Source organism: Streptomyces sp. BBFR102 (assembly GCF_051397025.1).
Classification (GTDB): domain Bacteria; phylum Actinomycetota; class Actinomycetes; order Streptomycetales; family Streptomycetaceae; genus Streptomyces.
Genome location: NZ_CP195757.1, coordinates 2,844,831 through 2,859,910, shown reverse-complemented (window position 1 = coordinate 2,859,910; position 15,080 = coordinate 2,844,831). Strand labels below are relative to the sequence as shown.

Sequence of the window (15,080 nt, the reverse complement as noted above, 5' to 3'; positions counted from 1 at the left end):
CGGACCTGCGAAGGGGCGGCCTCCCCGGAGGAAGGACCGCCCCTCGGCGAGCGGCACCGAGCGGCGCGGCTCAGTACGGTCGGCGGTTCAGCGCTCGACCTCGCCCTTGATGAACTTCTCGACGTTGGCGTGGGCCTCGTCGTCGAAGTACTGGACGGGCGGCGACTTCATGAAGTAGCTGCTCGCGGAGAGGATGGGGCCGCCGATGCCCCGGTCCTTGGCGATCTTCGCGGCGCGGACGGCGTCGATGATGACGCCGGCGGAGTTCGGGGAGTCCCAGACCTCCAGCTTGTACTCCAGGTTCAGCGGGACGTCGCCGAAGGCGCGGCCCTCCAGGCGCACGTACGCCCACTTGCGGTCGTCCAGCCAGGCCACGTAGTCCGACGGGCCGATGTGGACGTTGTCGGCGCCCAGTTCGCGGTCGCGGATCTGCGAGGTGACGGCCTGGGTCTTGGAGATCTTCTTCGACTCCAGGCGGTCGCGCTCCAGCATGTTCTTGAAGTCCATGTTGCCGCCGACGTTCAGCTGCATCGTGCGGTCCAGGACGACGCCCCGGTCCTCGAAGAGCTTCGCCATCACGCGGTGCGTGATCGTGGCGCCGACCTGGGACTTGATGTCGTCGCCGACGATCGGGACCCCGGCCTCGGTGAACTTGTCCGCCCACTCCTTGGTCCCGGCGATGAAGACCGGAAGGGCGTTGACGAAGGCGACCTTGGCGTCGATGGCGCACTGCGCGTAGTACTTCGCAGCGTCCTCGGAGCCCACCGGCAGGTAGCAGACGAGGACGTCGACCTGGCGTTCCTTGAGGGTCTGGACGATGTCGGCCGGCTCCTCGGCGGACTCCTCGATCGTCTCGCGGTAGTACCGGCCGAGGCCGTCCAGGGTGTGACCGCGCTGGACGGTCACGCCGGAGTTCGGCACGTCGCAGATCTTGATCGTGTTGTTCTCGCTGGCGCCGATGGCATCGGCGAGGTCCAGGCCGACCTTCTTGGCATCCACGTCGAAGGCGGCGACGAACTCGACGTCGCTGACGTGGTAGTCGCCGAACTGGACATGCATGAGGCCCGGGACCTTGCTGTCCGGGTCTGCGTCCTTGTAGTACTCGACGCCCTGCACCAGCGAGGCGGCGCAGTTGCCCACGCCGACGATGGCTACGCGAACCGAACCCATTCCGGTTGCTCCCTGTGTCTTCTCGGTGTTCCCGATGAGGCCCCGCGGAGTGCCGGGTCTCATGTGGCGGTGTCGTCGGACGAATCCGGGCGGGAGTCCTCCCGCGACCGGGGCAGATCGTCCTTCTCTCCGGACGTGCCCGGCTGAGGTGAGCCGTCCTGGCCGTTCCGCCGGTGGCGGCCCGACCGTTCGCTCTCGATCAGCTCGTTCAGCCAGCGCACCTCGCGCTCCACGGACTCCATACCGTGCCGCTGGAGTTCGAGGGTGTAGCTGTCGAGGCGCTCCCTGGTGCGGGCCAGTGAGGCGCGCATCTTCTCCAGCCGCTCCTCCAGCCGGCTGCGCCGGCCTTCGAGCACGCGCATGCGGACCTCGCGCGACGTCTGGCCGAAGAAGGCGAAGCGGGCGGCGAAGTGCTCGTCCTCATAGGCGTCGGGACCGGTCTGCGAGAGCAGATCCTCGAACCGCTCCCTACCTCCCGCGGTGAGCCGGTAGACGATCTTGGCCCGGCGGCCGGTGAGGGGCGCCGAGGGGGTGTCCTCGGGCGGACCGCTGGATTCCTCGACCAACCAGCCGTTGACCACCAGCGTCTTGAGGCACGGATAGAGCGTGCCGTAGCTGAAGGCACGGAAGATCCCGAGCGAGGTATTGAGTCGTTTCCGCAGCTCGTAGCCGTGCATCGGGGACTCACGCAGCAGCCCTAGGACGGCGAACTCAAGGATGCCGGAGCGTCTGCTCAAGTCCGCCTCCCGCCGACGTGTGGTGCCCTGGACCGGTCTTTATGCCGAGCTGATGTATCGACTCGATACATCCCGACGATAGGTCCAGGTCACGGGATGGACAAGAGGGGCCACGGTGAACGGCATCACATCACTGAAACGACGTACCGGAGTTGCCTGATTTGAGGTGAACTTCGCTGCCCGGGTGGTTTTGACGGTGCGTAGTCTGTGCGGCATGCGGACCGCCGGGAACTATGGGGCGCCAGGTGGCGTCAGCAATAGGGGCGTGCCCGGACACCATGCGGACGAACATCGCCACGAGACGCGTCCGGGCGTCGGGGGGACCGACAATCAGCTGCCGTTCCAGGCGCGCGATTCCGCGCCTGCCCGAGGAGTAGTCGTTCGATGAGCGAGCATCGTCGCAAACCGCCACCGCAGCAGAGTGGCGGACGCGCTGCCGCCAGGCGCAGTCAGTCAGGCCGTCGTGCTGCACCGCGTGGCGCCTCTCATACGCCTTCCACCTCGTTCGGTTCCGAGGACGAGGAACGTCCGTACGGGAGTCGCGCGGAGGCGCGCCGGGCGGCCAAGGGCGGCCGTCGCAGGGCGGCCGACCACGGCGCCGGACACGGTTCCGGGGCGGGCGGCGGCCGGCGTGGTGGTGGGGGCGGGGCCGAAGGCGGACGTGGCCGTGGCCGCGGACGCGAGCCGGAGAAGAAGCGCTTCATCGACTATCCCCGCGCGGGGAAGCACGGCTGGCGCCGCTTCGTGCCCTCCTGGAAGCAGGTCACCGGTACTTGTCTCGGTTTCCTGGGCCTGCTGCTGGCGACCGCCGGCATAGGTCTGGCCATGGTGGACATCCCGGACCCGCAGAAGACGGCCAAGGTCCAGAAGAACGTCTACTACTGGTCCGACAACAGCCAGATGGTCATCGCGGGCGGCGGTGACAAGAACCGCCAGATCGTCGACATCGAGGAGATCCCGGAGTCGATGCAGAACGCGGTGGTCGCCGCGGAGAACGCCACCTTCTGGGACGACAACGGCGTCGACCCGATGGGTATCGCCCGCGCCGTCTTCAACATGGCGCTGGGTGGCAGCACCCAGAGTGGTTCGACCATCACCCAGCAGTACGTCAAGAACACGTACCTCAGCCAGGAGCAGACGCTCAAGCGCAAGTTCACGGAACTGCTGATCTCGGTGAAGGTGGGGGGTGTCCAGTCCAAGGAGACGATCCTCGCCGGCTACCTGAACACCGCCTACTACGGGCGGGGCGCGTACGGCATCGAGGCCGCGGCCCGTGCCTACTACGACAAGGCCGCCCTCGACCTCGACACCAGTGAGTCGGCCTTCCTGGCTGCCACCCTCAACGGCCCGAACCTCTACGACCCCGCAGGCGGTCAGGGCCCGGGAGCGTCGGCGAAGGAGAACACCGAGCGGGCGACCAACCGCTGGAAGTTCGCCCTGCGCCGCATGGTCGAGATCGACAAGCTGGACGAGACGGAGCGCCAGAAGATTCTGGGCAAGGGCTTTCCGGACCCGCTTCCGCCCAAGCCCGCCACCAACAAGGCCGGCCAGATCGGTTATCTGACGGACCTGGCGGACAACTACATCATCGCCAACACCAACATCAGCCGTACCGAGCTGGACAAGGGCGGCTACAAGATCCACACCACCTTCGACAAGAAGAAGACGGCGGCTCTCACCAAGGCCGTCAAGAAGGTGGAGGACGCGAACATCGACCCGAAGAAGCGGCCCAAGACGGACAAGTACGTCCAGTTCGGCGGCGCTTCGGTCGAGCCCAAGACCGGCAAGATCAAGGCGATCTACGGCGGCTCCGACGCCACGGTCCACTTCACCAACAACGCCGACTACACCGGCGTCCAGGTCGGCTCCACCTTCAAGCCGTTCGTCCTCTCGGCCGCCATGGAGTACGGCATCCGGGACCCGGACCTCCCGGCCGAGCAGAGCACCGAGCAGCGGACGATCGTGTCGCCCAAGAGCATCTACGACGGCGACAACGGGCTGAAGGTGAAGAACTACGACGGCTCGATCTGGCACAACGAGAAGGGCGAGGAGTGGCACCAGCGCAACGACGGCGGCCGCTCCGAGGGTGACGTCGACCTGAGAACCGCGATGCAGTTCTCGACCAACACGCCCTACATCCAGCTCGCCATGGACGTCGGCCTGGACAAGGTCCGCGCGGCCGCGGAGGCAGCCGGGATCAAGAAGGACAACCTGCCCGGCTGGCGCAGCCCCTCCTTCGCCCTCGGCACCTCGGCACCGAGCGCCATCCGGCTGGCCGGCGCGTACGCCACGTTCGCCGCCAGCGGCAAGCAGGCCGACCCGTACTCGGTGGAGTCCATCGAGAGCAAGGACGGCGAGGTCTGGAACCACGATTCCGTCGCCAAGGTGAAGCAGGGCATTCCGGCGGATGTCGCGGACAACGTCACCGACGTCCTGCGCACCGTCGTCCAGGAGGGCACGGGTACGGCCGCCAAGCCGGTGGACGCCCAGTGGCCGACCGCCGGCAAGACCGGTACGACCGACGGCAACAAGTCGGCCTGGTTCGCCGGGTACACCCGGCAGCTCTCCACCGCCATCGGCATGTTCCGCGTGGACGACCAGGCGAAGAGCCAGAAGTTCCTGGAGATGTACGGGACCGGCGATCAGGAGTCGATCCACGGTGCCTCGTTCCCGGCCGAGATCTGGACCGAGTACATGCTGTCGGCGATGAAGGGCAAGAGCCCGCAGCAGTTCCCGGCGCCCTCCGAGATCGGCACGATCGTCGGCGAGCCGACGCCCACGCCCACGCCGACGCCGACCAAGACGGAGGAGGAGGAGTCTCCGGACCCGACGCCGACCACACAGGCGCCGCCGGAGACGCCGGCCCCCGACCCCACCTCGACCTGCCAGCCACTCGACTTGGAGTGCCGCCAGAACGAGAACGGCGGTAACGAGAACGAAGGCAACGAGAACGGCGGGCCGGGTGATCCAGGTGGCCCTGACGCCACCACGGAACCGCCGCCCAACCCGGGTGCCAACGAAGGGAACGGCAACGTCGGATCGTGGTTCGGGAACGGCAACAAGTAGCCGCTCTCGCGCCCGCATTCCAGGTCCGCCCGCTTCCGGCCGTGTGCCGGGAAGCGGGCGGTTTCCTTTGAGGGCGCCGCGGACGGGGCATCACGGACCACCGGGAAGGTGAGGGTCCAGACGCCATGTTTCACGTGAAACCAGATGTTTCACGTGAAACCAAGGGCCGTCGCACCAAGGGGTGCGGCGGCCTTCCCGGCGTTCCGAGGAGCATGGGGCAGGATGGCGCCCATGCCCAGCCCAGAGACGACACGTGCCAGCGCACCGCAGCGGGACATCGTGCGGCCGACACGGCAGGACGAGGTGGCCGCCGCCGGGTCCGAGCTGATCGGCGGTCCCGTCGGCAGACGGGCGCTCATCGGCAGCTCCTGGTGGTCGCCGACGCGCGTGATCTCCCTGGTCATGATCGGCATGTTCGCCCTCGGCCTGGTGCAGAAGCTGCCCTGCTACAACGGCGCCTGGTTCTTCGGCGCCGGTGCCCAGTACACCCACGCCTGCTACTCCGACATCCCCCATCTCTTCCAGGGCCGGGGCTTCGCCGACGGACTGGTCCCCTACTTCGACCGGCTGCCCGGTGACATGGAGTTCCTGGAGTACCCGGTGCTGACCGGCGTCTTCATGGAGGTGGCCTCCTGGGTCACTCCCGGCTCCGGCTCACTCGTCGAACGCGAGCAGATCTACTGGCTGGTCAACGCCGGGATGCTGATGGCCTGCGCCGCCGTGATCGCCGTCTGCGTCGCGCGCACCCATCGGCGCCGCCCCTGGGACGCCCTGCTCGTCGCCCTCGCCCCCGCGCTGGCGCTGACGGCGACCATCAACTGGGACCTGCTGGCGGTCGCGCTGACCGCCGCCGCGCTGTTCATGTGGTCCCGGGACCGGCCGCTCGCCTTCGGCGTACTCATCGGGCTCGCCACCGCGGCCAAGCTCTATCCGGCCCTGATCCTCGGCCCCCTCCTCCTGCTCTGCTGGCGGGCGGGGAAGTGGCGGGCCTTCGGTGCCGCGCTCACCGGCGGTGCCGGGGCCTGGTTGGTGGTCAACGTGCCCGTGATGATCGGCGCCTTCGAGGGCTGGTCGAAGTTCTACACGTTCAGTGAGGAACGCGGCGTGGACTTCGGCTCCTTCTGGCTGGTGCTCTCCCAGAACTCCGACCAGCCGCTGGCGACGGAGACCGTCAACACCCTGGCGACCCTGCTGATGGTCCTGGCGTGCGCGCTGATCGCCGTTCTCGTCCTCATGGCGCCCCGCCGCCCCAGGCTGGCACAGGTGGCCTTCCTCGTCGTCGCGGCCTTCATCCTCACCAACAAGGTGTACTCGCCGCAGTACGTCCTCTGGCTCATCCCGCTGGCCGCCCTCGCCCGGCCCCGCTGGCGCGACTTCCTCATCTGGCAGAGCTGCGAGGTGCTGTACTACTTCGGCATCTGGATGTACCTCGCCTACACCAGCAGTGGCGACGCACAGCGCGGGCTGCCGCTGGAGGGCTACCACCTCGCGATCTGCCTGCATCTCGCCGGGACGCTCTACCTCTGCGCCGTCGTCGTGCGCGACGCCCTGCTGCCCGAACGGGACGTGGTGCGCCGGGAAGGGGACGACGACCCCTCGGGCGGAGTGCTGGACGGTGCTCCGGACCGGTTCGTCCTCGGCTACGCAGCCCATCCCCCGCAGCACGCCGCCCAGTTCAGCCGCCCGGTGGTGCGCTGGGGAGCCGGGAAGGCGGTCGGGGACGGCCTCGGCGCGGGCGGCCCGGCGACGCCCGGGTCCTGAAAGCGCCCCATGACGCAAGAGGCCCCTGGCGTCCCTCGCGGGACGGTCTGGGGCCTCTTCACGTGCGGGCCGGACGGCTCAGCGCTCGACGACCCGGTCGTACTGCGTGGTGGTGTGCCGCAGATGGGCTACCAGTTCGTCGCCGACCTGCGGGGCGGGAGCGTCGTCGGGGACGAACAGGATCGACACCTGCATGTGCGGGGGCTCGGCGAACCAGCGCTGCTTGCCCGCCCAGACGAACGGCGAGAGGTTCCGGTTGACCGTCGCGAGGCCTGCGCGGGCGACGCCCTTGGCGCGGGGCATCACCCCGTGCAGGGCCTTGGGCGCCTCCAGGCCCACGCCGTGCGAGGTACCGCCGGCGACCACCACCAGGTAGCCGTCGCCGGCCGCCTTCTGCTGGCGGTATCCGAAGCGGTCGCCCTTGGAGACCCGGGTGACGTCCAGCACCGCGCCCCGGTACTCGGTCGCGTCCTCGGCGCCCAGCCACAGCCGGGTGCCGATCCGGGCGCGGAACCGCGTCTGCGGGAACTGCTGCTGGAGCCGGGCGAGTTCGCTGGCCTTCAGGTGGCTGACGAACATGGTGTGCAGCGGTAGACGGTGGGCACGGAGGCGGTCCATCCAGGCGATGACCTCCTCGACGGCGTCCGTGCCGTCGGTGCGGTCCAGCGGCAGGTGGATGGCGAAGCCCTCCAGCCGCACGTCCTCGATGGCCGCGTGGAGCTTCGGCAGGTCCTGCTCGCTCACGCCGTGGCGCTTCATCGAGGACATCACCTCGATGACCACGCGGGCGCCGACCAGGCCGTGCACGCCGTCCACCGAGGAGACCGAGCGGATGACCCGGTCCGGCAGCGGCACCGGCTCCTCGCCGCGCCGGAACGGCGTCAGGACGAGCAGGTCACCGCTGAACCAGTCCTTGATCCGGGCCGCCTCGTAGGTGGTGCCCACGGCGAGGATGTCGGAGCCGAAGCGGATCGCCTCTTCGGCCAGCCGCTCGTGCCCGAAGCCGTACCCGTTGCCCTTGCAGACGGGGACGATGCCCGGGAACTGCTCGCGCACCTGGTGTTGGTGTTCCCGCCAGCGCGCGGTGTCGACGTACAGCGTGAGCGCCATGGCCGGTCCGGAGCCTTCCTGTGTCAGTCGCGGTGCGGCGGGGCGGCCGATGCGCCCCGCCGGATGAATTGTGCCGTGCCCGCCAGGGTCAGCGGCGGGACATGTAGATGTCGAGTGCCTTGTGCAGGAACTTGTTGAGCGGGAAGTCCCACTCGCCGAGGTACTCGGCAGCCTGCCCACCGGTGCCGACCTTGAACTGGATGAGGCCGAAGAGGTGGTCCGACTCGTCCAGGGAGTCGGAGATGCCGCGCAGGTCGTACACGGTCGCGCCGAGTGCGTAGGCGTCGCGGAGCATCCGCCACTGCATGGCGTTGGAGGGCCGGACCTCGCGCTTGTGGTTGGCGGAGGCGCCGTAGGAGTACCAGACGTGGCCGCCGACGACCAGCATGGTGGCCGCCGCGACGTTCTCCCCCTCGTGGCGGGCGAAGTACAGCCGCATCCGGTTGGGGTCCTCGTTGTTCAGCGCCGTCCACATGCGCTGGAAGTAGCCGAGGGGACGCGGGCGGAACCGGTCCCGCTCGGCCGTGACCTCGTAGAGGCGCTGCCACTCCTCCAGGTCCTGGTAGCCGCCCTGGACGACCTCGACGCCGGCCTTCTCGGCCTTCTTGATGTTGCGCCGCCAGAGCTGGTTGAAGGCCTTGTGGACGTCCTCCAGCGAACGGTTGGCCAGCGGGACCTGGAAGACGTACCTCGGCTGTACGTCACCGAAGCCCGCGCCGCCGTCCTCGCCCTGCTGCCACCCCATGCGCCGCAGTCGGTCCGCGACCTCGAAGGCGCGTGGCTCGATGAAGTCCGCCTCGATGTCCCGCAGGCGCTTGACGTCCGGGTCCTGGATGCCCTTCTTGATGCTGGGGGCCTCCCAGCGCCGGATGATCACCGGCGGGCCCATCTTCACCGAGAAGGCGCCCTGCTGCTTGAGGTGGGCCAGCATCGGCTGGAGCCATTCCTCCAGATGGGGCGAGAACCAGTTGATCACCGGGCCCTCGGGGAGGTACGCCAGGTACCGCTTGATCTTGGGGAGCTGGCGGTACAGGACGAGACCGGCGCCCACCATCTCGCCCGTCCGGTCGTCGAACCAGCCCAGACTCTCCGAGCGCCACTCCGCTTTGACGTCCGCCCAGGCCGGGACCTGCATGTGGCTCGCCGCGGGCAGTGTCTGGATGTACGCCAGATGCTGCTCGCGGCTGATGGTCCTGAGGGTCAGACTCATTCGGGGCGCTCCTCGGGCTGGTGTGTCCCCATGGGGTCAGGGGCTCCGGCTCTCGCGCGAAGCCTACTGCGCCGGTGATCGCCCCGTTCGGGCCGCCACCGAACCGGCCGGGACGCACCGCCGACCGAGGAACCGCCCTGTCGCGGACGACCCCTCGGTCGGAAGGCGGGCGGTGTCAGCTGATGACGCCGCCGAACAGGCCACCGTGGGCCATGCCCAGGTAGAAGCCGAGGGCGGATGCGCCGAGCCCCAGGATGAGGAGCGTGCGCTCCCTGGTGGTCTCGGAGATGTACTGGCCGTAGGCGCCGGTGAGGATGCCCACGAGACCGGCCCACGAGCTGACCAGATGCAGATGGTGGAACCCGGCCGTGGCCAGGGCCAGCGCCCCGAGCACGAGGGTGACGGTCATCAGCGTGTCCTGGAGCGGATGGAGCCTGCCGTCGGTGGCGAAGAAGGAACCGGCTGTCTTCGGACGCATCGTCTGGGCCATTAGGGCACCTCCTGCGGAAGCGGCGCTCACCACGGTGCGGGGCACCGGTGCTGCGCATCCGGTGCCGAAGCACCCGATACATCCAGATTGCGGGCATGAGCGGCCGGATTTCAACCGGAAGCGGTCGTGCGGGTACTCTGTACCGTCTGCACCGGTGTCTGCCCAGATCCTGGATCGCCCGCCCACCAGGCCCCCGCTCGCGGGGTCCGCCGTCGGCGGTGGCCGATACCGTTGCGCTCGCATAAGACCCTCCTGCCACGGAACGACCGTGGCCGCTGAGTCCAAAGGAGGTGGGTTCTACATGCGTCACTACGAGGTGATGGTCATCCTCGACCCCGATCTGGAGGAGCGCTCCGTCGCCCCTCTGATCGAGAACTTCCTCTCCGTCGTCCGTGAGGCCGACGGAAAGGTCGAGAAGGTCGACACCTGGGGCCGTCGTCGTCTGTCGTACGAGATCAAGAAGAAGCCCGAGGGCATCTACTCGGTGATCGACCTCCAGGCCGAGCCTGCGGTCGTCAAGGAACTCGACCGCCAGATGAACCTGAACGAGTCGGTCCTGAGGACCAAGGTCCTCCGCCCCGAGACCCGCTGAGCTTCTTCCGCTCAGTTTCACTCGGGCTCCGAGTAGCAGCCAGCAGCCAGCAGCAAACCCGCCGAGAGGTACCCCATGGCAGGCGAGACCGTTATCACGGTGGTCGGCAATCTTGTCGACGACCCCGAGCTGCGCTTCACCCCGTCCGGTGCGGCGGTCGCGAAGTTCCGCGTCGCGTCCACTCCCCGCACCTTCGACCGCCAGACCAACGAGTGGAAGGACGGCGAGAGCCTCTTCCTCACCTGCTCGGTCTGGCGTCAGGCGGCGGAGAACGTCGCCGAGTCGCTCCAGCGAGGCATGCGCGTCATCGTGCAGGGCCGGCTGAAGCAGCGGTCCTACGAGGACCGTGAGGGCATCAAGCGCACGGTCTACGAGCTGGACGTCGACGAGGTCGGCGCCAGCCTGCGGAACGCCACGGCCAAGGTCACCAAGACCACCGGTCGCGGTGGCCAGGGCGGTTACAGCGGCGGCGGTGGCGGCGGCCAGCAGGGCGGCTGGGGCGGCGGCCCCGGCGGTGGCCAGCAGCAGGGCGGCGGCGGTGCTCCCGCCGACGACCCCTGGGCCACCAGCGCTCCTTCCGGCGGCGGTCAGCAGCAGGGTGGCGGCGGCGGCTGGGGCGGCAGCTCCGGCGGCGGTGGCGGCTACTCGGACGAGCCCCCCTTCTAGGACGTTCCGCGTCCGCGAGGGATCAGGGTTCGCTACCACACTTCTTGATCACACAGGAGAAACACCATGGCTAAGCCGCCTGTGCGCAAGCCGAAGAAAAAGGTCTGCGCGTTCTGCAAGGACAAGGTCACGTACGTGGACTACAAGGACACGAACATGCTGCGGAAGTTCATTTCCGACCGCGGCAAGATCCGTGCCCGCCGCGTGACCGGCAACTGCACGCAGCACCAGCGTGACGTCGCCACGGCTGTGAAGAACAGCCGTGAGATGGCGCTGCTGCCCTACACGTCGACCGCGCGATAAGGGAAGGGTGACCGACTGATGAAGATCATCCTCACCCACGAGGTCTCCGGCCTCGGTGCGGCCGGCGACGTCGTCGACGTCAAGGACGGCTACGCCCGTAACTACCTGGTCCCGCGTGGTTTCGCGATCCGCTGGACCAAGGGTGGCGAGAAGGACGTCGAGCAGATCCGTCGTGCTCGCAAGATCCACGAGATCGCCACCATCGAGCAGGCCAACCAGGTCAAGGCCGAGCTTGAGGGCGTCAAGGTCCGCCTGAGCACCCGCTCCGGCGAGGCCGGCCGTCTCTTCGGTTCCGTCACGCAGGCCGACATCGCCGCGGCGATCTCGGCCGCCGGCGGCCCGAAGGTCGACAAGCGTCGCATCGAGCTGGACGCGCCGATCAAGTCGCTGGGCGCGCACTCCGCGTCCGTGCGTCTGCACCCCGAGGTTGCCGCCAAGGTGAACGTCGAGGTCGTCGCCGCCTGATCAGCGATCTGGCAGCGTGAAGCGGAGGGCCGCACCCGTCAGGGTGCGGCCCTCCGCCATGTTCGGGTGGGGGCGTGGCTGGTGCCGCCACTCGATGTTTCACGTGGAACATCGGGCTTGGAGGCGTTCGTCCGGGGTGGTGATGTTTCACGTGAAACATCGGGCGGTGGTGAGGGTGCGGAGCCCCGCTTCGGGGGCTACCGGCTGGCTCCGGTCACCAGCCACCGTCCCGACCTCGTACGGAGTGCCAGAGTGACCGCCCGGGTCGCCATCATCAGCGCCATGGCGCCCCAGACCGCGGTGAGGCCGCCGCCCCAGCTGGGGATCAGCAGGGCGAACGGCGTGAAGATCGCCAGAGTCAGCAGCATGGCCCAGGCGAGGTAGGGTCCGTCGCCGGCTCCCATGAGAACGCCGTCGAGGACGTAGACGATGCCGGAGAGGGGCTGGCAGATGGCGACCACCAGGAGGGCGGGGAGGGCCGCGTCCTTGACGGCTGCGTCGCTGGTGAACAGGGGGATGAAGAGCGGCCGGGAGACCACCACGAGGACGCCGAGGGCGATGCCGGAGGCGATGCCCCACTCCACCATGCGCCGGCAGACGGCCTTGGCCCCCGCGGGGTCCCCGGCGCCCAGATAGCGGCCGATGATCGCCTGACCCGCGATGGCGATGGCGTCCATGGCGAAGGCGAGCAGGCTCCACAGGGAGAGGATGATCTGGTGGGCGGCGATCTCCGTGTCGCCGAGACGGGCCGCCACGGCCGTCGCGATCATCAGGACGGCCCTCAGGGAGAGGGTCCGGACCAGCAGAGGGGCGCCGGCCTGTGCCGAGGCGCGAATACCGGCCACGTCGGGCTTGAGTGACGCCCCGTGCTTGCGGGCGCCGCGGACGACGACCACGAGGTAGACGGCGGCCATGCCGCACTGGGCGATGACCGTGCCCCAGGCGGAGCCGGCGATGCCGAGTCCGGCGCCGTAGACGAGGACCACGTTGAGGACCGCGTTGGCGACGAAGCCGCCGACGGCGACGTAGAGCGGGGTGCGGGTGTTCTGGAGGCCGCGGAGGACGCCGGTGGCGGCCAGTACGACGAGCATCGCCGGGATGCCGAACGAAGAGATGCGGAGGTACGTCACCGCGTAAGGGGCGGCGGTCTCGGAGGCGCCGAAGAGGTCGATGAGTGTCGGGGCGGTCGGCAGGACCACCGCGATGACGGCGGCTCCCAGGATCAGCGCCAGCCAGATGCCGTCCATGCCCTGGCGGATGGCGGCGGAGAGGTCACCCGCGCCGACGCGGCGGGCGACGGCGCCGGTGGTGGCGTAGGCGAGGAAGACGAAGACACTGACCGCGGTGGTCAGCAGGGCGGAGGCGACGGCGAGTCCGGCGAGTTGCGCGGTGCCCAGGTGGCCGATGATCGCGCTGTCCGCCATCACGAAGAGGGGTTCGGCGACGAGGGCTCCGAAGGCGGGTACGGCGAGGGCGACGATCTCGCGGTCGTGCTGACGGCGATGGGGCTTGGCCTGCGGAGCTGCCTTGGTCATGGCGCCCAATGTAATCATCCACAGGTAATGGATGCAATGCGGATGGGCTCCTTACTTCTTGGGAGGTTGCGGGTCGGCGGGCAACGGTTTGGCGACGATCTCGCGCAACTTGGGGAAGTTTTTCTCCTGCACAGCCTGCGTCTGGTGAAAGTGCAGGTCAGCGCTAGGATGCTGGAGTCCTTGAGGTGTTGTTCACAGCACTGTCCACGGCGGCGTGCACAGGTTTCGCCGAGTTCTCCACAGCATTGGGTCGATCATCCACAGGGCCTGTGGATAACCAGATTGGCTGACGGTGCCGACGGGCCTACCGTGGTCCGGCGACCCACCCGCGTGCGGCCCGAGTTCCGATCGAGGAATTTCGGGACTCCGACGCGTCAGAAGAGGGGTTGGGCCTCTCGCTTTGTCAGTGTCGGGCCGTACGGAAGCGCGCACGGCGAGGTCCGCTCGGCGGACGGATGGAGGCGGCACGGTGAGTATCTCCGAGCCCTTGGACGACCCGTGGGCGGCGGATGCCGGACCCGGTGACCGGCTGCCGGCCTCCCGGCGCCGGGGCAAGGGCAACGACGGAGGCCGTGACCGCGACGGCGACGGCTGGGAGGGCGGCGGGGCGGCCGCGTTCGAGCGCGTACCCCCGCAGGACCTCGACGCCGAGCAGTCGGTCCTCGGCGGCATGCTCCTCTCCAAGGACGCCATCGCCGACGTGGTCGAGATCCTCAAGGGCAACGACTTCTACCGCCCCGCCCACGAGACCATCTATCTGGCCATCCTCGATCTGTACGCCAAGGGCGAGCCGGCCGACCCGATCACAGTCGCCGCAGAGCTGACGAAGCGCGGCGAGATCACCAAGGTCGGTGGCGCCCCGTACCTCCACACCGTCGTGCAGACGGTGCCCACCGCGGCCAACGCCGAGTACTACGCCGAGATCGTCCACGAACGAGCGGTGCTGCGCCGGCTGGTGGAGGCGGGTACCAAGATCACGCAGATGGGATACGCGGCCGACGGCGACGTCGACGAGATCGTCAACAGCGCGCAGGCGGAGATCTACGCCGTCACCGAGCAGCGGACCTCGGAGGACTACCTGCCGCTCGGCGACATCATGGAGGGCGCGCTCGACGAGATCGAGGCGATCGGCTCCCGCAGCGGCGAGATGACCGGCGTTCCCACCGGGTTCACCGACTTCGACTCGCTCACCAACGGTCTGCACCCCGGCCAGATGATCGTCATCGCGGCCCGTCCCGCGATGGGTAAGTCCACGCTCGCCCTGGACTTCGCGCGGGCCGCCTCGATCCAGAACAACCTGCCCAGCGTGGTCTTCTCCCTGGAGATGGGCCGCAACGAGATCGCCATGCGTCTGCTGTCGGCCGAGGCCCGGGTCGCTCTCCACCACATGCGCTCCGGCACGATGACCGACGAGGACTGGACGCGGCTCGCCCGCCGCATGCCCGACGTGTCGGCCGCGCCGCTCTACATCGACGACTCCCCGAACCTGTCGATGATGGAGATCCGCGCCAAGTGCCGCAGGCTCAAGCAGCGCAACGACCTCAAGCTGGTCGTCATCGACTACCTCCAGCTCATGCAGTCCGGCGGCTCCAAGCGGGCCGAGAGCCGCCAGCAGGAGGTCTCGGACATGTCCCGAAACCTCAAGCTCCTCGCCAAGGAACTGGAGATCCCGGTCATCGCGCTCTCCCAGCTGAACCGTGGCCCCGAGCAGCGCACCGACAAGAAGCCGATGGTCTCCGACCTCCGCGAATCCGGCTCCATCGAGCAGGACGCCGACATGGTGATCCTGCTCCACCGCGAGGACGCGTACGAGAAGGAGTCGCCCCGAGCGGGTGAGGCCGACCTGATCGTGGCGAAGCACCGCAACGGTCCCACCGCCACCATCACCGTCGCCTTCCAGGGCCACTACAGCCGGTTCGTCGACATGGCGCACGGCTGAGGCGAGGTCTGTACTGAAGGGGAACGCCGAGGCCGC

The 15,080-nt window shown here is 68.6% G+C and carries 13 protein-coding genes; 7 read left to right on the top strand and 6 right to left on the bottom strand.

Translation table 11 applies throughout. The features are described from left to right. Nucleotides 1-87 precede the first annotated feature (87 nt). Nucleotides 88-1,170, bottom strand: coding sequence for an inositol-3-phosphate synthase (locus tag ACSLIC_RS12680; RefSeq protein WP_436737763.1), 1,083 nt, complete (start codon nt 1,168-1,170; stop codon nt 88-90). Between the two features lie 59 nt (nt 1,171-1,229). Further along, nucleotides 1,230-1,907 carry a PadR family transcriptional regulator gene (locus ACSLIC_RS12675; RefSeq protein WP_436737762.1) on the bottom strand — a complete coding sequence of 226 codons (678 nt, stop codon included), beginning with the start codon at nt 1,905-1,907 and terminating at the stop codon, nt 1,230-1,232. A gap of 384 nt (nt 1,908-2,291) precedes the next feature. Between ACSLIC_RS12675 and ACSLIC_RS12670 the strand changes: the two genes are divergently transcribed. After that, nucleotides 2,292-4,973 (top strand): transglycosylase domain-containing protein, encoded by a 2,682-nt coding sequence (locus ACSLIC_RS12670; RefSeq protein WP_436737761.1) that lies wholly within the window; start codon nt 2,292-2,294, stop codon nt 4,971-4,973. 231 nt (nt 4,974-5,204) lie between these two features. Continuing rightward, nucleotides 5,205-6,734, top strand: a complete 1,530-nt coding sequence (locus ACSLIC_RS12665; RefSeq protein ID WP_436737760.1) for a glycosyltransferase family 87 protein — start codon at nt 5,205-5,207, stop codon at nt 6,732-6,734. 78 nt (nt 6,735-6,812) lie between these two features. On the opposite strand, the gene ACSLIC_RS12660 is transcribed toward ACSLIC_RS12665, so the two are convergent. The 3 genes from ACSLIC_RS12660 to ACSLIC_RS12650 all read right to left on the bottom strand — a co-directional run bounded on the left by ACSLIC_RS12660 (nt 6,813) and on the right by ACSLIC_RS12650 (nt 9,544). Then, nucleotides 6,813-7,844 (bottom strand): alanine racemase, encoded by a 1,032-nt coding sequence (locus ACSLIC_RS12660; protein ID WP_436737759.1) that lies wholly within the window; start codon nt 7,842-7,844, stop codon nt 6,813-6,815. 88 nt (nt 7,845-7,932) lie between these two features. Next, nucleotides 7,933-9,054 carry a lipid II:glycine glycyltransferase FemX gene (locus tag ACSLIC_RS12655; RefSeq protein ID WP_436737758.1) on the bottom strand — a complete coding sequence of 374 codons (1,122 nt, stop codon included), beginning with the start codon at nt 9,052-9,054 and terminating at the stop codon, nt 7,933-7,935. Between the two features lie 175 nt (nt 9,055-9,229). After that, nucleotides 9,230-9,544 carry a hypothetical protein gene (locus ACSLIC_RS12650; RefSeq protein WP_436737757.1) on the bottom strand — a complete coding sequence of 105 codons (315 nt, stop codon included), beginning with the start codon at nt 9,542-9,544 and terminating at the stop codon, nt 9,230-9,232. Between the two features lie 301 nt (nt 9,545-9,845). Between ACSLIC_RS12650 and rpsF the strand changes: the two genes are divergently transcribed. From rpsF to rplI, 4 genes are all read left to right on the top strand, one after another. After that, entirely contained in the window at nt 9,846-10,136 is a 291-nt protein-coding gene (rpsF, locus tag ACSLIC_RS12645; RefSeq protein WP_436737756.1) for a 30S ribosomal protein S6, read from the top strand. Nucleotides 10,137-10,211: 75 nt separating this feature from the next. Beyond that, nucleotides 10,212-10,802 (top strand): single-stranded DNA-binding protein, encoded by a 591-nt coding sequence (locus ACSLIC_RS12640; protein ID WP_353774280.1) that lies wholly within the window; start codon nt 10,212-10,214, stop codon nt 10,800-10,802. Nucleotides 10,803-10,868: 66 nt separating this feature from the next. Beyond that, nucleotides 10,869-11,105, top strand: a complete 237-nt coding sequence (rpsR, locus tag ACSLIC_RS12635; RefSeq protein WP_003949403.1) for a 30S ribosomal protein S18 — start codon at nt 10,869-10,871, stop codon at nt 11,103-11,105. Nucleotides 11,106-11,123: 18 nt separating this feature from the next. Next, complete coding sequence (gene rplI / locus ACSLIC_RS12630) at nt 11,124-11,570, top strand: 50S ribosomal protein L9 (RefSeq protein WP_003949404.1); 447 nt, start codon at nt 11,124-11,126, stop codon at nt 11,568-11,570. A gap of 197 nt (nt 11,571-11,767) precedes the next feature. On the opposite strand, the gene ACSLIC_RS12625 is transcribed toward rplI, so the two are convergent. Further along, nucleotides 11,768-13,105: an MATE family efflux transporter gene (locus ACSLIC_RS12625; RefSeq protein WP_436737755.1), complete on the bottom strand. Its 1,338-nt coding sequence runs from the start codon at nt 13,103-13,105 to the stop codon at nt 11,768-11,770. A gap of 469 nt (nt 13,106-13,574) precedes the next feature. Here ACSLIC_RS12625 and dnaB point away from each other — a divergent pair, with 469 nt between their 5' ends. Continuing rightward, nucleotides 13,575-15,044: a replicative DNA helicase gene (gene dnaB / locus ACSLIC_RS12620; RefSeq protein WP_436737754.1), complete on the top strand. Its 1,470-nt coding sequence runs from the start codon at nt 13,575-13,577 to the stop codon at nt 15,042-15,044. The last annotated feature ends 36 nt before the right edge of the window (nt 15,045-15,080 follow it).